Annotated in this window: 15 protein-coding genes; 13 read left to right on the top strand and 2 right to left on the bottom strand. The window is 39.3% G+C overall.

All coding sequences use genetic code 11. The annotated features are described in order from the left end of the window. Nucleotides 1-317: 317 nt before the first annotated feature. The 7 genes from H5090_RS08935 to H5090_RS08905 all read left to right on the top strand — a co-directional run bounded on the left by H5090_RS08935 (nt 318) and on the right by H5090_RS08905 (nt 8,964). Nucleotides 318-2,552, top strand: a complete 2,235-nt coding sequence (locus H5090_RS08935) for an ABC transporter permease subunit (RefSeq protein ID WP_024597535.1) — start codon at nt 318-320, stop codon at nt 2,550-2,552. Nucleotides 2,553-2,567: 15 nt separating this feature from the next. Further along, the gene (gene pstA, locus H5090_RS08930) at nt 2,568-4,217 is read left to right on the top strand and encodes a phosphate ABC transporter permease PstA (RefSeq protein ID WP_182695506.1); all 1,650 of its coding nucleotides are present in this window, start codon (nt 2,568-2,570) and stop codon (nt 4,215-4,217) included. A 27-nt stretch (nt 4,218-4,244) separates the two neighbouring features. Further along, entirely contained in the window at nt 4,245-5,072 is an 828-nt protein-coding gene (pstB, locus tag H5090_RS08925) for a phosphate ABC transporter ATP-binding protein PstB (protein WP_002957840.1), read from the top strand. A 46-nt stretch (nt 5,073-5,118) separates the two neighbouring features. After that, on the top strand, nt 5,119-5,820 hold the full coding sequence (phoU, locus tag H5090_RS08920; protein ID WP_007586465.1) for a phosphate signaling complex protein PhoU: 702 nt from the start codon (nt 5,119-5,121) through the stop codon (nt 5,818-5,820). A gap of 150 nt (nt 5,821-5,970) precedes the next feature. Continuing rightward, nucleotides 5,971-6,648, top strand: a complete 678-nt coding sequence (locus H5090_RS08915) for a TIGR00153 family protein (protein ID WP_002957838.1) — start codon at nt 5,971-5,973, stop codon at nt 6,646-6,648. A gap of 39 nt (nt 6,649-6,687) precedes the next feature. Continuing rightward, nucleotides 6,688-7,956, top strand: a complete 1,269-nt coding sequence (locus tag H5090_RS08910; RefSeq protein WP_024597536.1) for an inorganic phosphate transporter — start codon at nt 6,688-6,690, stop codon at nt 7,954-7,956. A gap of 81 nt (nt 7,957-8,037) precedes the next feature. Then, nucleotides 8,038-8,964 carry a hydrogen peroxide-inducible genes activator gene (locus H5090_RS08905; protein WP_002957836.1) on the top strand — a complete coding sequence of 309 codons (927 nt, stop codon included), beginning with the start codon at nt 8,038-8,040 and terminating at the stop codon, nt 8,962-8,964. Between the two features lie 18 nt (nt 8,965-8,982). On the opposite strand, the gene H5090_RS08900 is transcribed toward H5090_RS08905, so the two are convergent. Together H5090_RS08900 and H5090_RS08895 are read right to left on the bottom strand one after the other, a co-directional pair. Continuing rightward, nucleotides 8,983-9,195 (bottom strand): hypothetical protein, encoded by a 213-nt coding sequence (locus tag H5090_RS08900; protein ID WP_002957835.1) that lies wholly within the window; start codon nt 9,193-9,195, stop codon nt 8,983-8,985. Between the two features lie 191 nt (nt 9,196-9,386). Continuing rightward, nucleotides 9,387-11,918, bottom strand: coding sequence for a GGDEF domain-containing protein (locus H5090_RS08895; RefSeq protein WP_182695505.1), 2,532 nt, complete (start codon nt 11,916-11,918; stop codon nt 9,387-9,389). A 186-nt stretch (nt 11,919-12,104) separates the two neighbouring features. Here H5090_RS08895 and queA point away from each other — a divergent pair, with 186 nt between their 5' ends. The 6 genes from queA (at nt 12,105) to H5090_RS08865 (ending at nt 19,561) form a co-directional block, all read left to right on the top strand. After that, nucleotides 12,105-13,136, top strand: a complete 1,032-nt coding sequence (gene queA, locus H5090_RS08890) for a tRNA preQ1(34) S-adenosylmethionine ribosyltransferase-isomerase QueA (RefSeq protein ID WP_182695504.1) — start codon at nt 12,105-12,107, stop codon at nt 13,134-13,136. A 183-nt stretch (nt 13,137-13,319) separates the two neighbouring features. Beyond that, nucleotides 13,320-14,447, top strand: coding sequence for a tRNA guanosine(34) transglycosylase Tgt (tgt, locus tag H5090_RS08885; protein ID WP_182695503.1), 1,128 nt, complete (start codon nt 13,320-13,322; stop codon nt 14,445-14,447). Nucleotides 14,448-14,472: 25 nt separating this feature from the next. Beyond that, nucleotides 14,473-14,808, top strand: a complete 336-nt coding sequence (gene yajC, locus H5090_RS08880) for a preprotein translocase subunit YajC (RefSeq protein ID WP_002957830.1) — start codon at nt 14,473-14,475, stop codon at nt 14,806-14,808. 19 nt (nt 14,809-14,827) lie between these two features. Further along, nucleotides 14,828-16,687, top strand: coding sequence for a protein translocase subunit SecD (secD, locus tag H5090_RS08875; RefSeq protein ID WP_182695502.1), 1,860 nt, complete (start codon nt 14,828-14,830; stop codon nt 16,685-16,687). Nucleotides 16,688-16,696: 9 nt separating this feature from the next. After that, entirely contained in the window at nt 16,697-17,644 is a 948-nt protein-coding gene (secF, locus tag H5090_RS08870; protein ID WP_002957828.1) for a protein translocase subunit SecF, read from the top strand. A gap of 129 nt (nt 17,645-17,773) precedes the next feature. Then, nucleotides 17,774-19,561, top strand: coding sequence for a bifunctional diguanylate cyclase/phosphodiesterase (locus tag H5090_RS08865; protein ID WP_182695501.1), 1,788 nt, complete (start codon nt 17,774-17,776; stop codon nt 19,559-19,561). Nucleotide 19,562: the final 1 nt, after the last annotated feature.

The following is a 19,562-nucleotide window of genomic DNA, read 5'->3' as shown; positions in this document are numbered from 1 at the left end:
TAAATTGTGTATTGTTGCACTTTTATAAATCGTTGATTTTAAAATAATAAAATTGAATGTGGTTGTGTTGACTATACGCGGTATTAATAGTCATTCTTATTTAGTAAGTACTCTTTTAGTATTGACCTCGATAAATGCTTTGTCCAATTATTTTATAATTTAGTTCACTTAAAAATCATCTATATGAGACTTATTTAGCGATTTTCTTCGCTAGTTTTATTTAAAACCGTTTTAACGTGCTTATTATTACTGCTGTAACATTACTGTCATCTTGATGAAATATAATTTATACAACGTTAAGATTTAAGGGTGTTTTGATGACTTCAAATCCGAATAAACCGACTTTTAATACGGATCGAAGCCGTCTATTTAAAGATCGGTTTGCCAAATTTGGTATAACCGCAGGTGGGATAATGGTATTGGTAGCACTGCTATTAATATTCTTTTACCTTCTTTATGTAGTACAGCCAATTTTTGAATCAGCAAAAGTAGAAAAACGCGATAGCTTTCAGGTCGCTAATTCGCAGCAAATAGCAGGCCTAGGTGTAGAAGAGCAAACTGAAGTTGCTTATTTACTCAGTCAGCAAGGTCAGGTTGATTTTTACAGTGTGCAAGATGGCAGCTTTGGTAAAAAGCTTAAAACATTAAACGCCGAGCTACCAAGTGATGCAACAAGCTTTGCAACTAGCGCGCCTTTTCAAGGGTATTATGCGTTTGGTTTAAAAGATGGCACTGTAATGGTCGTAGCACCTAAATTTTTGGTCACCTTTCCTAATAATGAGCGTAAATTAACGCCTCGTTTAGACTTTCCTCTTGGGGAAATGGCTTTGGAAGTAGATGAACAAGGCTCAGCTATTAAACGCTTTGCATTTAGCCACTATGAAGACAGAACAGCTGTTGTCGCACTTACAGAAGACAAACGGGTGCTGTTTAGCAGTTTTGTTGCTGAAGAGAATATGTTTACTGGCGAAGTTGAGTGGGTTGTTGAGCGCACAGAGCTAGATGTTGAAGGGCGTGTAGATGAGCTATTAATGTCGCCAGATACAACCCGTACTTTTGTACGTTCTGCTAATCAAGTTTACGTATACGATACACGTGACCCAAGTGATGTAGAGCAAATTCAGCTACTTTCAGCTAACGAAGAAAATGCCAATATTGTATCTGCACAATTACTAGCAGGTGCAAACTCATTAATGCTTGCCAATGATAACGGCGAAGTTTCGCAGTGGTTTGAAGTTAACACTGACACTGGCCGCGAATATGAAAAAATACGTTCATTTGAAACGACTAAGCAAAGTAAATTAAATGTATTTACAGAGTTCTACCGTCGTACTTTTTTTACGACCAGCAGTAACGGTGAGCTTGGGGTGTACTACACAACAAGCGAAGCAAAATTATGGCAAGGTAAAGTAAGTGAAGGCGCAATACAAAACTTTGCAATTTCACCGCGTTCAAATGCTGCATTAATTTTGGCGGATAACAAACTAACAGTATTAGAAATACATAACGAGCATCCAGAAGTCACTTGGTCAGCGCTTTGGCAAGAAGTGTGGTACGAAGGTTACCCAGAGCCAGGTTATATATGGCAGTCAACATCAGCCAGTGATGACTTTGAATCTAAGTTTTCATTAGTGCCAATTTCGTTCGGTACATTAAAAGCAGCCCTTTATGCGATGTTATTTGCAGTGCCTATTGCGCTTTCGGCGGCAATTTACACGGCATACTTTATGTCGAGTAAATTACGTAAGGTAGTTAAGCCTACTGTTGAAATAATGGAAGCATTACCAACCGTTATTTTAGGTTTTTTAGCCGGTCTTTGGTTAGCTCCTTTGATAGAAGAGCACTTACCTGCAATTGTTGGGTTACTCATATTATTACCTTTAGGTATGTTAGCGACAGGTTTAGCTTGGACTAAATTACCAACCAAAATCCGTCATCGAATTCCTGAAGGATCTCATTCAATTATCCTTATTCCGGTCGTTTTACTTATTGGCTGGTTTTCGTTTGCGATGAGTGAATTTGTTGAGCTTTGGATGTTTGACGGCAATGTACGTCAGTACTTAACAAATGAGCTAGGTATGACATTCGATCAACGTAACTCGCTGGTTGTAGGTATTGCGATGGGGTTTGCAGTTATTCCAACTATATTCTCAATTGCAGAAGACGCCGTATTTAGTGTTCCAAAGCATTTATCAAATGGCTCATTAGCATTAGGTGCAACGCAGTGGCAAACACTAATACGTGTTGTATTACTAACAGCAAGCCCTGGTATTTTCTCTGCGGTAATGATGGGACTTGGCCGCGCCGTTGGCGAAACCATGATTGTACTTATGGCAACGGGTAATACACCTATTATGGATTGGAGCATCTTCCAAGGTATGCGTACGCTTGCAGCAAATATTGCAGTTGAAATGCCTGAGTCAGAAGTAGGTAGTTCGCATTACAGAATATTGTTCTTAGCGGCCTTTGTACTATTCATATTCACATTCATTTTTAACACAGTCGCTGAGTTTGTTCGCCAGCAACTGCGTGAAAAATATAGCTCAATGTAAGCGGAGAGACATGACATGGTAAAGCAGTGGTTTAAGTCTGGTTCTCCTTGGATTTGGATGACCGGTGGTGCAGTGAGCATCAGTTTAATTTCAGTTCTAGGCTTATTAGCAATGATAGCCTGGAAAGGATTAAGTTTTTTCTGGCCTTCAGAAGTTGTGCAGTTTGAACTTGAAGGGTCAATTTCAAAACAAACCGTTATTGGCGAAGTTTATGACCGTGAATTAGTACCAAAAACGCGTTTAGCCGCGACAGGTATTGACGTTAGCGGATTTGAAAAAGAAGAAATAGAGCGCTTACTTATTAAAACAGGTAATCGTGAGTATGTAGATTTAGACTTTCGTTGGATATTAGAAACCGACATTAAAAATAAAACAACGCCTGCAACGCTTGCTGTATTTGAGCGTAGTAAAAACGGTAATTTTTATGGTTATGTTGAAAGTGTAATTAAAGATGGTAAACCAGTCGAAGGCGATAAAATTGAAGCTCTACATGAACTTGTAGAGCGTGCCGTGGATTTAAACGACGAAGCACTTGATTTACAAAATGGTGACATTGGGCATATTAACTATGAGCTTGAGCGTCTTCGTTTAAAAGAAAAGGGCTACTTACTAGATAACGCACTCACTGATGAACGTGTTGCTGAGCTTGCTCAAGAGCGTACTGAATTACGTGCGCAGTATGGTGTACTTGAAAAAGATTTATTTGCACTACGTAAACAAGCTAAACGTGACCACGTAACTGTAAAAGATATGCGCGGTGAAGTAGTTACGATTCCAATGTATCAAGTACTTGATGTTTGGTTTCCAAATGATATGGGCTTTTTTGCAAAGCTAGGGCACTACTTTGTGCAGCTAGGTAAGTTTGTATCTGATGACCCACGTGAAGCAAATACAGAGGGCGGTGTTTTCCCTGCTATATTTGGTACTGTGTTTATGGTTATGCTGATGGCTGTAATAGTGACGCCGTTTGGTGTTGTTGCTGCAATTTACTTACACGAGTATGCCGCTAAAAATGCAGTCACTAAGATGATTCGTATTGCGGTGATTAACTTGGCCGGTGTGCCTTCAATTGTGTACGGTGTGTTTGGCCTCGGCTTTTTTGTATACATGTTAGGTGGTAGCTTAGACCAATTATTTTACCCTGAAGCGGCACCAACGCCAGTATTTGGTACGCCAGGTGTAATGTGGTCGGCGTTAACGCTTGCTATATTAACTTTGCCAGTTGTTATTGTATCGACTGAGGAAGGCTTATCTCGTATTCCAAGTACCGTACGTGACGGTTCACTAGCGCTTGGCGCAACAAAGGTTGAAACGTTATGGCGCATAATTATTCCAATGGCAAGCCCTGCAATTATGACTGGTTTAATACTGGCAGTTGCGCGTGCTGCAGGTGAAGTTGCACCATTAATGTTAGTAGGCGTTGTAAAAATGGCCCCTACATTACCACTTGATGGTAACTTCCCGTATTTTCACTTAGATAGAAAGTTCATGCACTTAGGCTTTCATATATACGATGTTGGCTTCCAAAGCCCTAATGTTGAAGCGGCACGTCCGCTGGTATACGCCACTGCCTTTTTATTGGTGTCGGTGATTATTACCCTAAACATAACGGCCATTGGTATACGTAACCATTTACGTGAAAAATTCAGATCGCTTGAACACTAATTAGTAAAGATTTTATAGGTAACAAAAATGATTACAGTCGCTCCACAAGTAAACCAAGCTAATATTGGTCAAAAGTTAGACCTAGAAAATTTAACGGATGATCAAAAAGCGCTAGAGATTAAAGACCTCGATCTTTACTACGGTGATAAGCAGGCGCTTAATAAAGTTAATATGAACATTCCTAAAGGCCAAGTAACTGCGTTTATCGGGCCGTCTGGGTGTGGTAAATCAACATTACTGCGTTGTATTAATCGCATGAATGATTTGGTTGATATTTGCCGTATTGAAGGTGAAATATTACTCCATGGTCAAAATATTTACGATAAGAGCGTAGATGTAGCAGCACTTCGTCGTAATGTAGGCATGGTGTTTCAGCGCCCTAATCCATTTCCTAAATCAATTTATGAAAATGTAGTTTATGGCCTGCGCTTACAAGGCATTAAAGAGAAACGTAAATTAGATGAAGTAGTAGAGCAATCACTTCGTGGTGCTGCTTTGTGGGATGAAGTAAAAGATAGATTGCACGATAGCGCGTTTGGCTTATCGGGTGGTCAGCAACAACGTTTAGTTATAGCTCGCTCAATTGCAATTGAGCCTGAGGTACTTTTACTTGATGAACCAACATCAGCACTCGACCCTATTTCTACTTTGGTAATCGAAGAGCTAATAAACGATTTAAAAAACAAATTTACCGTTGTTATTGTTACACACAACATGCAACAAGCAGCGCGTGTATCTGATCAAACAGCCTTTATGTATATGGGCGAATTGATTGAATACTCAGACACAAATACCTTATTTACTACACCAACGAAGAAAAAGACTGAAGATTACATTACCGGTCGTTACGGTTAATTAGCCCGTTATAGCGTGTTGTACAAGATTAAGAGAGAAGGTAACTATGGAACATAATATTAATAAGCATATTTCTGGGCGCTTTAACCAAGAACTAGAAAATGTACGTAACCATGTATTGAGTATGGGTGGCTTAGTTGAGCAGCAATTAAATAGCGCGCTTGATGCGGTGAGTCGTAACGATGCTGAGCTTGCTCAAAAGGTACGTCAGAACGATTACAAAGTAAATGCAATGGAAGTCAGCATTGATGAAGAATGTACGCGTATCATTGCTCGTCGTCAGCCTGCAGCAAGTGACTTACGTTTAGTGATTGCAATTGCAAAAACTATTGCAGATTTAGAACGTATTGGCGATGAAGCTGAGCGAATTGCTAAAGTTGCACTAGACTCATTTACTAAAGATCAACAAGACTTGTTAGTAAATATTGAGAATATGGGCCGCCAAGTTCTAAAGATGTTACATGATGTACTAGACGCATTTGCACGTATGGATGTGCAGCGCGCATTTCAAGTACATAAAGAAGATGCAAAAGTTGACCGTGAATATGAAGCTATCACACGTCAAATAATGACTTATATGATGGAAGATCCACGCTCAATCCCTAAAATTATGGACTTAGTTTGGTCTGTTCGTTCATTAGAGCGCATAGGTGATCGCTGTCAAAATATTGCGGAATACATTATTTATTTTGTAAATGGCAAAGATATTCGTCATACATCTCAAGAAGATATAGAAAAATCGCTATAATTTTTTACCTATTTTTCTTTTTTATTAAAGCGGCTTAGTGCCGCTTTGTGCATTGCAAGCCTTAGTGAAGTAATAAAAAGCGTTCACAATCTTGGTTAATACTGTAAAATTCATGCTGCAAAGCATATCAATTTGATTAAAGGGTCAGTTATGCCTACAAACGCGTTTTTAGGAGTATTTGCAAAATCTCCTATCAAACCAATGGAAGAACACATCAAGAAGGTTCATCAAGCAAGTAAAGCTTTGATACCTTTTTTTAATCACGTATTTAAAGAAGAGTGGGTACAAGCTGAAGAGCTTCGCATCACTATTCGCAATTTAGAACGTGAAGCTGATGATATGAAAAGAGATATACGCTTACAATTGCCACGTGGTTTATTCATGCCGGTAGAGCGTACAGATCTTCTCGAATTAGTAACTCAACAAGATAAAATTGCCAATAAAGCAAAAGATATTGCAGGACGAGTGATTGGTCGTGAAATGACCATTCCTAAAGTTATGCAAGCTGATTTCTTAGCTTACTTAACCCGTTGTGTAGATGCGACTAAACAAGCATCTAAAGCAATTAACGAATTAGAAGAATTGCTAGAAACGGGTTTTAAAGGTCGAGAAGTCACCTTAGTAGAAAAAATGTTAGTTGAATTGGATGCCATAGAACAAGACACGGACGAAATGCAGATAAAAGTACGCCGCCAGCTACGTGATGTAGAGGGTGAGTTAAACCCAATTGATGTGATGTTTTTGTACAAAATCATTGAATGGGTTGGCGAGCTTGCAGATATTGCAGAGCGCGTAGGATCACGTCTTGAGCTGATGTTAGCTCGTTAATTTAAAATCAGTTCAAACACGAAAGATTAAGGTTTTACAATGGATATCATTGCATCTTACGGCACGGTATTAATTTTAATTGCCGCAGCAGTCGGCTTTTTTATGGCTTATGGTATTGGCGCGAACGACGTAGCGAACGCCATGGGTACATCTGTAGGTTCAAAAGCGCTAACAATCAAACAAGCTATTTTTATAGCGATGATTTTTGAATTTGCAGGCGCCTATTTAGCAGGTGGTGAGGTTACATCAACAATTCGTAAAGGAATTATTGATGCAGCACCATTTGCAGATATTCCGGAATTAATGGTTCTGGGTATGATTTCGTCTTTATTTGCAGCCGGTGCTTGGTTATTAATGGCCTCGTTCTTAGGTTGGCCTGTATCTACAACTCACTCAATCATTGGTGCAATCATTGGTTTTGCGTTAGTTGCAGTAGGTACTGAGGCGATTCAATGGGATAAAGTAGGTGGTATCGTAGGTAGTTGGATTATAACACCTGCCATATCAGGCTTTATTGCATACTTAATATTCATGAGTGCACAAAAACTTATTTTTAATACAGATGCACCACTAAAAAATGCTAAACGTTATGTCCCTCTTTATATGGGCTTAGCAGGTTTTATCATGGCATTGGTTACAATTAAAAAGGGCTTAAAGCACGTTGGTATAGACCTAGGCTCAGCTGAAGGCTATGCACTGTCAGTAGGTGTTGCAATAGTTGTTGCTGTGATTGGTAAAATTGCCATATCTCGCTTAAATATTGATCCAAAAGCAGATAAACAAATGCAGTTCAACAATGTTGAAAAAGTATTTGCTGTTCTTATGGTACTTACAGCATGTTGTATGGCATTTGCACATGGTTCTAATGACGTTGCTAATGCAATTGGTCCACTAGCAGCTGTTGTAAACATTGTTGAAAACAATGGTGAAATTGCTAAAAAAGCAGCTATTGCTTGGTGGATTCTACCTCTAGGTGGTTTTGGTATTGTTGCTGGTCTTGCTATTTTAGGCAAAAAAGTAATCAAAACAATTGGTGAAGGTATTACACATTTAACACCTAGCCGTGGTTTTGCTGCTGAACTAGCTGCTGCTTCTACCGTTGTTATTGCCTCAGGTACTGGTATGCCAATCTCTACTACTCAAACCTTAGTGGGTGCGGTATTAGGTGTAGGTATGGCACGTGGAATTGGCGCGCTTAACATGGGTGTTATCAGAAACATTGTAGTTTCTTGGGTAATTACATTGCCAGTTGGCGCTGCCCTTGCTATTGTTATTTTCTACGTACTAAGAACCGCATTTGGGGTTTAATAAAAAGTACTCAAAGACTTTTAGCTTGAAAAGATCTCAATGCCCTAGGTGTTGGGGTCTTTTTATTTGTGGAAAGAAAAAATGACTAACCTTCCAAGTATTAAACAACTACAGTATTTATTAGCTGTTCATCAACATCAGCACTTTGGCAGAGCCGCTAGTGCCTGCTTTATAGGACAATCTACTTTAAGTAGCGCTATTCAAAATCTTGAAGAAACACTAGGCTGTCAGCTAATTGAGCGTGAAAATCGCAGCCTGATGTTTACCAGTATTGGTGAAGAAGTTGTTGAGCGTTCTCGTAAAATAATTAACGATACAATTAGTTTAAAAGAGCTTACAAAAAGCTTTTTAACACCACTAAGTGGTAAGCTGACTGTGGGTGTTATACCTACAATTGCAAGCTTTATAGCGGCTCCGCTTTATCATTTTTGTAAAGAAACCTTTTGTGATTTAGAGCTGGTATTAATTGAAGATACGAGTGACAAGCTACTGGATAAACTTGAACATGGGCATATTGATTTAGCGCTACTTGCACTGCCGTACGAAACAGATAAATTTCATACACAAGTATTGGCAAAAGATCAGTTTAGTTTAGTGCACCATAAGGATTACAGCGCTGCAAAGGGCGTAGTCGACTTTAATCTATTACCAGAGGCTAGCGTATTCTTATTAGAGCGCGAGCACTGCATGACGGGCCATGCGCTTAGTGCATGTCACTTAAACCGTGCCAGTTGTATTAACCCATTTGAAGCTGCAAGCTTACATACTCTATTAAGCATGGTTGAGCATCAGCTCGGGGTGACTTTTTTACCACAGATGGCGATTAATGCGGGTATTTTAGATAATAAAAATATGGTGGCTACACCATCACAAAGTGATGCATATAGAGATATTGGTATCTTGTGGCGTAAAACTACGGGCCGAATTCGAGACTTTAGGCTATTTAGTCAACAGCTTGAGGTGTTTTTAAAGCGTCAATGTAGTTTAGATTTTTCTAAAGCAGAATAATAAGTGAACTAAAGCAGCCTACAAAGGCTGCTTTTGATTTTGAAGATGGCTTTCAAAAGGCTCAAGTTCAGGTAAAAATAATAAATAAATCCATACCACCAAGTTAAAGTAAGGCACACAGCCTAATACAGTAAAAACCTTAACTGGGTAGCCTTTAATATTCGCGTAGCGGTAACACTGATACGCGATTGCAAAATGTATAATCAGTAATAACATAACTAGTTGTGTCATACCTTCTTCCTTAAAAGCTTCAATAGCTTTGAAACCCACTATAAATATCGGTACTACGCCGCCAAAAGGTAATGTCATGTTTTTAAAGTGAAATACATAAAAAGGCACGACATTTTTTATTTGATGCTGAAAGTATAGGCAAGAAAGGTAATATTGGTAGTAATAAAATGATTAAAATTGTTTAATTTTGTTTATTTTGGGCTAGCTTGTTGTTGGTAAAACGTTTTATTTTTAGAAATTTTTTCGAGTTCATCTTTTACTTTTTCAACAGGTATTGGACGTGCAATAAAGTAGCCTTGCCCATAATCAACACCAATTTCTTTTAGTGCAAAAAATATCTCTTCGTTTTCAACGTACTCAGCTACAGAGCGCTTATCGAGAGACCGACTAATATCATTTATTGCTTTTACTAACGCTAAATCTATAGGGTCATTGAGCATATCACTTACAAATGAGCCATCAATTTTTACATGCTGTGCTGGTAGCTGTTTTAAATAATTAAATGTACTAAATCCAGTTCCAAAATCATCGATAGAAAAATGACAGCCTAAGCTATTAAGCTTCTCAATCATTTTACGAGTGGCCTTTAGGTTATTAATACTCGCAGATTCAGTTATTTCAAAAATTATCCGCGAAGCAGGCACGTTATACTTTTCAAGGTTTGATTCAATTAATGGCAATAAGCGCTCATCTAAGAACGATTGTGCTGACAAATTAATAGCAACTTGGTTTAACTCTGGGTGCTTAGATACACAAGCAATAGCATTACGTATAACGCATTGATCCATCAAAAATGTGTCGTTAAGCATTTCTAAAGAGGGAATAAACTGGTTTGGGTATACGAGTTCACCTTTTAGTTTTAAGCGTAAAAGCGCTTCAAAATAAGCAACTTTACACTCTTTAAAATCCCAAATAGGTTGGTAATGTAGTTCAATATTATCTTGCTGTAGTGCTTGGCGAATTTCGTGGCCCCATTCAAGCCCTGTTTGTAGTGTATTGTTTTGAGCATCTTCTTTTGAATAGCAATGTACTAAGTTACGCCCTAGGTTTTTGGCAATATACAAAGCAATATCGGCTTGTTTTAAACACTCATTAGGGTCGTTATTTTGTGTCGTGATTTGAGTTAAACCAATAGAGCACCTAATAGTGTATATCTGATCTTCTGATTTAAAAGCATGTTTTTCTATCGCACTACACACACCTTCTGCAATAAGGTGTGCATCCAGTAAATTCATATTGGTAAGTATGACTGCAAATTCATCCCCACCAATTCTGCATACCAGGTGATCGTCGCCAATATTTGCTTTAAATAATTGCGCCACTTCTTTTAAAACTATATCGCCCTGATGATGGCCTTTACTGTCGTTTATTATTTTAAAGTGATCGAGGTCAATATAAATAACAGCATGCTCAATGCCATCATAGGTGTATTTATCTTGGCATATTTTATTAAGCTGTTGATCAAAATAATAACGATTATGTAAACCAGTTAATGGGTCATGGTGTGCTAAATGACGTAGTTGAATCTCAGCTTGCTTTCGTTCGTGTATATTGTCGATAGTTGCGGTTATGGTCGCGTTATTACGGCTATTTTTTATTAGCTGCAATCTGCATTCAACCCAAATTAAATTGCCATTTTTGTGGGTTAACTTTACTTCTATTTGTTGCTGTTGCTCGCCACCATGTAAAATATCGTTAATAGTGTAGTCAAGCCTTCCTTTATCTTCGTTATTACAATAAGCGCTTAATGGGTTTTGTAGTGATGATTTAACACCAAAACCGCTTAATGTTTCCCATGCGGGGTTAATAAAACGAATATTACCTTGCTGATCGAGCTCTAAAACAACTGTATTTAAGTGCAATAAAATACGCTGATGAGCTGAAAATAACTCCTTGTAACGCACTTCGCTCACGCTTAATTGTTCTACTTTGTAAGCAAATTCAGCATAACTCACCATAAAATCTTCACGTCGTGCGGCGTGGTCACACACTTTGTTTAAAAATGAAGGATCGTAAGGGGCTCTAATAAAGTCGGTAACACCCGAAAGCAAAAGCTGCTCAGCGTAATCGGCATCGTCACTTTCTATAATTGTAACAATAGCTTGTTTAGAATTGTGCTGGAGGATTTCTTCAACGAGTACACTCGAGCTCTCTGCACTTGATGTAGTGGCATCGAGTAGCACAATTGAAAACTGCTGTTGGTTATAAGCGTTAAGTGCCGCTTTAGCTGAAGTTACGTGAGTGATAGCAAAGTTTAACTTTAACTGTTCACTTATTTTGTCTGCCGTATTTTGAAGTGGCTCTAATAATAATAAGTTTAGCCGGCTACTTTTTTCTAAGTGAGTAGATAAAACATTCGCAAGTACTTGAGGGAGCATATCTTTGTGCTCAAACGGTAGTACAGCATCTATCCCATAGCTTCGGGCTGTTGTTTCGGCAATCCGCTCACAGTAAATTGGCGGAATAAGTAAGATTGGTGTGTTTTTTGGTGTTTTTAATAATCCTGAGCGGATCATCCTAGAAAAGCGCCAGCCATCAATTTTACCAACATTAATGCCCGTTATTATAATATCAACAGGGTGTTGTTTTAAAAGCTTTAAAGCTTGTTGGCTGTCTTGGGCATCAATAAAGGTAAATACATTTAAGCTCTCTAAAGTGCCCTTAATCGCGCGACGTTCAGCACTACTTGCGTTTAATATTAGCAATTTAAGCTGGTTTGGCACGAGTTGAACACCCCTAATATAACTTATAATAATTTAGCCGAATAAGAATAGTGACATTTAACCATAAGAACAAGAGAATTTAATGGCAAACACGCAAACAGACATTATAAGTTTGGCTGATTTCTTGAGCTTAATATCCGATACATATACACTTGGCGCGATTTTAAATGATGTGGATTACTAATTATGCGCGTGGCTGACTTTAGCTTTGACTTACCTGATGAATTAATAGCTCGTTTTCCTAAAGCGGACAGAACCAGCAGCCGTCTACTCACTTTAGATGGCCCAAGCGGAACTTTAGAACATAAAGTGTTTAGCGATATACTTGATTTAGTAAACGAAGGCGATTTATTGGTCTTTAACAATACACGCGTTATTCCAGCACGTATGTTTGGTCAAAAAGCTTCAGGCGGAAAAGTTGAAGTACTTGTAGAGCGGGTATTAGATGAACATCGCGTACTTGCGCATGTACGGGCGAGCAAGTCGCTTAAGGTTGGTAACGAAGTTATTTTAGAAGGCAAAGCCAAGGCAACAATGGTTGCACGCCACGATACTTTATTTGAGCTTGAGTTCGATCATAGCCAAAATGTGCTAGATATACTTAATGATATTGGCCATATGCCACTGCCTCCTTATATTGACCGACCTGATACCGATGCTGACCGTGAGCGTTACCAAACTGTTTATGGTGAAAAACCAGGTGCAGTTGCAGCACCAACTGCAGGTCTACATTTTGACGATAAGTTAATGACAGCACTCAAAGATAAAGGCGTAAATATGGCTTTTGTTACGCTACACGTTGGCGCTGGTACTTTTCAGCCGGTACGAGTTGATAGTGTTGATGAGCATGTAATGCACTCAGAATACATAGAAGTACCTGATGACGTAGTTGCAGCTGTTGCGCAAACTAAAGCAAATGGTGGGCGTGTAATTGCGATAGGCACAACTTCAGTTCGCTCATTAGAGTCGGCTGCTAAAGTTCACGGCGGCAAGTTAGATACGTATTTTGGTGATACCGATATATTTATTTTTCCGGGTTATCAATTTAATGTTGTTGATGCCATGGTCACAAATTTTCACTTACCAGAATCAACGCTCATTATGTTAGTAAGTGCTTTTAGCGGCCAAGACAATATTATGGGCGCTTACAATACTGCAATAGAGCAGCAGTACCGCTTTTTTAGTTATGGCGACGCGATGTTTTTAACACGTAAGTAACAAAATATTGTTTAATACTCAGTAGAATATATTAAAACCCCCAGCTTAGTTGCTGGGGTTTTTGTTTGCGGCAATTGGCAAAACTGAATTTATCGCAGCTAATAGTATTAGTGAGGCAAAAAGGGTAGAATCAGGCGGTTAAATTATAGCTTGTTGGACTGTTTTTCCGACATTGAGGATGATATGAAATTTGAATTAGATTGTACTGACGGAAAAGCGCGCCGCGGCCGCTTAATTTTTGACCGTGGTGTAATAGAAACACCTGCTTTTATGCCTGTTGGTACTTACGGTACTGTAAAAGGTATGACGCCAGATGAAGTTAAAGCCACTGGTGCGCAAATATGTTTAGGTAATACCTTTCATTTAATGCTTCGCCCAGGTACTGAGATCATTAAACAACATGGTGATTTACACGACTTTATGAATTGGGACTTCCCAATTTTAACTGACTCAGGCGGTTTTCAAGTATTTAGCTTAGGCGCAATGCGCAAAATCACTGAAGAAGGCGTTTTATTTCAATCTCCAGTAAATGGTGATGAAATTATGATGTCGCCTGAAAAGTCGATGGAAGTACAGCGCGACTTAGGCTCAGACATCGTTATGATTTTTGACGAGTGTACGCCATACCCAGCAACTGAAAAAGAAGCTAAAGATTCTATGGAGTTATCTCTTCGTTGGGCTAAGCGTTCAAAAGAAGGGCATGGCGATAATCCATCTGCTTTATTTGGTATTATCCAAGGTGGTATGTACCCAGAATTACGTGCACAATCACAAGCTGGCCTTGAAGAAATTGGTTTTGACGGTTATGCATTAGGTGGCCTATCAGTAGGTGAGCCTAAAAACGAAATGATGAATATCCTTGATCATTGTGCGTTTAAAATGCCAGAAGACAAGCCTCGTTACCTTATGGGTGTAGGCAAGCCAGAAGACTTAGTTGAGTCGGTTCGCCGTGGTATTGATATGTTTGACTGTGTTATGCCAACACGTAATGCGCGTAACGGGCATTTATTTATTACCACGGGTGTAGTAAAAATACGTAACGCAGTGCATAAAACAGATACAGGGCCACTTGACCCTGAGTGTGATTGCCATACGTGTAAAAACTATTCACGAGCTTATTTGCATCACCTTGATAAATGTAACGAAATTTTAGGTGCGCGACTAAACACAATTCATAACTTACGTTACTATCAACGTGTTATGGAAGGTTTACGTAATGCAATTAGCGAAGTTAAATTAGAAGAATTTGTACAAGATTTTTATGCTCGCCGAGGCCAAGATGTGCCAGAGTTAGCAGATATAAAAAATTAAACTTTAAAATTAAAGAGGAAGTATCATGAGTTTATTTATTTCAAATGCACACGCAGCAGCTGGTCAACCTGCGGCAGGCGGTGGTTGGGAAATGCTAATAATGTTAGCTATTTTCGGTTTGGTTTTTTACTTTTTAATCTACCGCCCACAAGCTAAGCGCGTTAAAGAGCACAAAAGCTTAATGAGTATGATGGCTAAAGGTGATGAAGTACTTACCCAAGGCGGTTTAGTGGGTAAAATTGTGAAAATTTCTGAAGAGAAAGATTTCATCGTTATCTCTTTAAACGAGCAAGCAGAAGTTACAGTACAAAAATCTGCAGTATCTGCAGTATTGCCAAAAGGCACAATGAAGTCGCTATAAAAATAATAAGGACGACCCCGTGTTAAACAAGTTTCCAGTTTGGAAGTATTTACTTGTTTTAGCTGTGGTAGCCATTGGCCTTTTATATGCCTCTCCAAACTTGTATGGTCGTGATCCGGCCATACAAGTTTCAGGTGCTAAAGGCGCTGATGTCGATCTCAGTGTTGTAGACAAAGTAAACGCAATCCTTGAAAAAAATAATGTAACCGCTAAATCGACAATACTTGAAGATGGGCAAATTTTAGTTCGTTTTAAAAATGTTGAAGAACAGCTTAAAGCGCATGATTTACTGCGTGATTCGCTGAGCGATGATTACATTTCTGCTATTAATATGGCACCTGCTCAACCAGCTTGGTTAAAAGCGGTTGGTGGTAACCCTATGAAGCTAGGTCTTGATTTAAGTGGTGGCGTACATTTCACCATGGAAATCGACATGGCAACAGCGGTTGATAACCAGCTTGAGCAAATGGAACAAGATTTTCGCAGTGACCTGCGCGAAGAAAAACTACGTTATCGTAGTGTTCGCCGCGTAGCAGGCTCCGATCGTATGCGTGTAGAAATGCGTACTGAAGAAGACAAAAATGCAGCAGAGAGCTTCTTAGAAACTCGCTACCCGCTAAATGTCTACATTGATGACAGCAGTAACGATAAAGCATTTTTTGCGACAATGAGTGAGCAAAAACTCAAAGAAATTCGTGACTACGCTATCAAGCAAAATGAAACGATTATTCGTAACCGTATCAACCAAATTGGTGTTGCAGAACCTAACGTACAACGCCAAGGCGCTGAGCGTATTATTGTTCAACTACCTGGTATTCAAGACACAGCACGCGCTAAAGAAATTTTAGGCGCAACAGCAACACTTGAATTTCGTGAAGTAGACGAAAACGCTGATATTAGCGCTGCTGCTCAAGGTCGTATCCCTGCGGGTACTGAAATGATCATGAGCCGCGACGGTTACCCTGTTGTACTTAAAAAGCGTATTATTCTAGAAGGCAGCCATATAACTGGCGCGCAATCTGGCGCTGATGAATACCAACGCCCGCAAGTGAGTATTACGCTAGATAGCAAAGGTGGGGCAAAAATGAATGCCTTTACCAAACGTGCTATTGGTAAGCGTATGGCAACGGTATTTATTGAGTACAAGCCATCAGGTAAAAAAGATGCAAACGGTAAAGCGCTTCCGCCTATTAAGGTTGAAGAAGTTATTAACGTAGCAACGATTCAAGCCCGTCTTGATCGCTCGTTCCGTATTACCGGCATTGATAACCCAGCAGAAGCACATAACTTAAGCTTACTACTTCGTGCTGGTGCACTTGTAGCGCCAATTCAAATTGTTGAAGAGCGCACAGTAGGTCCAAGCTTAGGACAAGAAAATATTGAAGCGGGTATGACTGCGGTTGCACTTGGCTTTGCGTTTGTACTTGTGTTTATGCTTGTGTACTACAAAGGTTTTGGTATGGTTGCAAACCTTGCGCTTGCGGCTAACTTAGTACTAATTGTAGGTGTTATGTCTTTAATTCCGGGCGCTACACTTACGCTACCAGGTATTGCCGGTATTGTATTAACGGTAGGTATGGCGGTTGATGCTAACGTACTTATTTTTGAACGTATTCGTGAAGAGCTGGCCGATGGTCGTAGCCCTCAACAAGCGATTCATTTTGGTTACGATAGCGCATTTAGCACTATATTTGATGCCAACATCACGACACTAATTGCTGCCATTATACTGTTTGCAGTGGGCACTGGTCCGATTGCGGGCTTTGCAGTGACACTTGCGATTGGTATTTTAACTTCAATGTTTACAGCCATCGTTGGTACCCGTGCGGTAATCAACTTATTTGTTGGTGGTAAACGCATTGATAAACTTTCGATTTAAGGAGCAGACATGCAAATTTTAAGTTTGGGTAGTAGAACCCTTCGTTTCATGTCTCTTCGAAAAGTGGCTATGGGTTTCTCGACGCTACTAATTTTAGCGTCGTTTGCATCAATTTTTATCAAAGGCCTAAACTTTGGTTTAGATTTTACCGGCGGTACTGCGGTAGAAGTGGGTTTTTCACAACCGGCTGACCTTAAAAAAGTACGTGATGCACTAGCTGATAATGGTTTTGCTGATGCATCAGTGCAGCTATTTGGTTCAAGCCAAGAAATTTTAGTTCGCTTAGCACCACGCGGTAGCGATGTAAAAGCTGAAGTAATTGGTAACCAAGTAATCGATGCACTTAAAAAAGCAGACGACAGCGTAGTAATGCGCCGTATTGAATTTGTAGGCCCAAGTGTAGGTGAAGACTTAAAAGAGCAGGGTGGCCTTGCCATGTTAACAGCGCTTATTTGTATCTTAATCTACGTTGCGTTTCGTTTTGAATGGCGCTTTGCAGTAGGTGCGGTAGGTGCACTACTACACGATGTTATCATTACTGTGGGTTTATTTTCGGTATTAGGTTTAGAGTTTGATTTAACTATATTAGCGGCAATTCTTGCGGTAATTGGTTATTCACTCAATGATACGATTGTTGTATCAGACCGTATACGTGAAAACTTCCGTAAGGTACGCATTGACGATACGATAGAAATTATTGATATTTCACTTACACAAACACTTAACCGTACACTTGTAACATCAATCACGACTATTTTAGTATTGATTGCCTTGTTTGCATGGGGCGGACAAACCATTCATGGTTTTGCAACTGCATTACTGTTTGGTGTGTTTATTGGTACTTATTCTTCGATTTATGTTGCAAGCTCTGTTGCTATAGCAATGGGCGTAAGCAAAGAAGATTTAATACCTGAAGTAATTGAAAAAGAAGGCGCAGACCAAGACGCTATGCCGTAACTAGGTTTGTACTTAATAAAAACCGCTCTTATGAGCGGTTTTTTTATGAGCGCATTTTTTTGCGCAATAAAAATGTCATACACACTTGGTACTTTATTGCTCCAATCAAAATAGTTGTAAGGCAAATACGTGACGATTCAGCGCAAAGTATTAGAGTACATTTTAAAAAGCGGTGAAATAACAACGCTGTTTCAGCCTATTTTTGATATTAGTAATCAAGTTATTTTAGGTTACGAAGCACTTAGTCGAGGACCTAAAAATAGCCCGTTAGAAATGCCTAATACGTTATTTAAAGTTGCCCATGAGGAATGTTTAATTTCGGAGCTTGAATTACTATGTCGCTCTAAAGCGATTGAAAACTTTGTAAGGCTTAACCTACAAGGTAAATTATTTTTAAATGTAAGCCCTAAAACACTACTAGACCCTTGCCACCCTAAAGGGGAAACATTGCACCTAATAGAGCAATTTGGCTTAGCTGCTAACCGTGTAGTTATAGAGGTTACTGAGCAAGAAAAAGTAGATGATGGCTTCTTGTTATTAAAAACGATAGCCCATTACCGAGAGCTCGGTTTTACTATAGCAATAGATGATTTAGGCGCTGGGTATTCAGGGTTAAAGCAATGGTCTGAACTATGCCCTGATTTTGTAAAAATTGACCGCTATTTTATTGATCATTGTGATGAAAGCGAAGTTAAAAAAGAGTTTTTGAAATCTATTACTATTTTGGCCAGAGCTACTAATACTCAGGTTATTGCTGAAGGCATTGAGCGTCCAGAAGAGCTTACATTTGTAGAAAACTTAGGCATTAGTAATGTACAAGGGTTTTTACTCGAAAAGCCAAGCATAAAGCCAAGTGAAGATTTCAGCTCAGAGCAACTAAAAGCTCTTTCATTTACGCAATCAAACACATTGTTTGATCAATCTATGGCTATAGGTCGCTTATCGATTACGCAACTTGCAATAAGCAGCGACACTCGCTGTAAAGATGCGCATAAGCTCTTTGAGCAAGATAAATCACTCATAAGCATTGCAGTGTTAAATACTGAAAACCAGCCAGTAGGGTTACTTCACAGAGATCAATTAACAGAAGTTTTTGCAGCGCCCTATGGGCATGCTCTTTACGATAAACGCCCCGTTACTGCACTGATGGATAAGCAGCCCTTAGTCGTTGACGAAAATCAATTACTCGATACCGTAAGTAAGCAAATAACTGAGCAGGACTTTGATATACGCCGCCATATAGTGATAACCAGAGAAAACGCTTATTTAGGGTTAGCGCCGCTTCGCGATATTTTAAAACACATAACCGAAGAAAAAATACGCCATGCACAACACGCTAATCCACTGACTATGCTCCCTGGTAATGTGGCAATTAATGAAGCTATAGAGCAGCGATTAAAAGGTAGTAATCCGTTTTCACTCGCGTATATAGACTTAAATCATTTTAAGCAATTTAATGACTTATACGGCTACGCTAGCGGCGACAGTGTAATTAAACTATTAGCTGATGTAACAGTGCAAGCGTGTAAAAATAGTGCTAACTTTGTAGGACATATAGGTGGCGATGACTTTATGGTGGTGTTTGATCAGCACAACGCGGTTGATATATGTAATACCATTATTGAGCAATTTCAACTCCAGTCTCGTATATTTTTTACACCTGAGCACATAAAGAGCGAAGGGTATTGGGCCACAAATCGTGAAGGAGAAAAGCAATTTGTGCCGCTACTAACGTTATCGATTGGCTTAGTTGAGCCTGATTTACAACAATGTAAAAACAGTCACCAAGTTGCAGCACTCGCAACTGATGCTAAAAAAGAAGCCAAACGTTATCGCCATAGTTATTTGTTTATTTGCAAACGTAAAGGGCCTGCGCCCGCAGTGGTACGCCTAGCAAGCAATAAGCAGGTAATTTAAA

Origin of the sequence: Pseudoalteromonas sp. SR43-5, assembly GCF_014163835.1 — a bacterium.
Lineage (GTDB): Bacteria > Pseudomonadota > Gammaproteobacteria > Enterobacterales > Alteromonadaceae > Pseudoalteromonas > Pseudoalteromonas distincta.
Note: the sequence above shows the minus strand (reverse complement) of the source record. Positions and strands in the feature narration are given on the sequence as shown.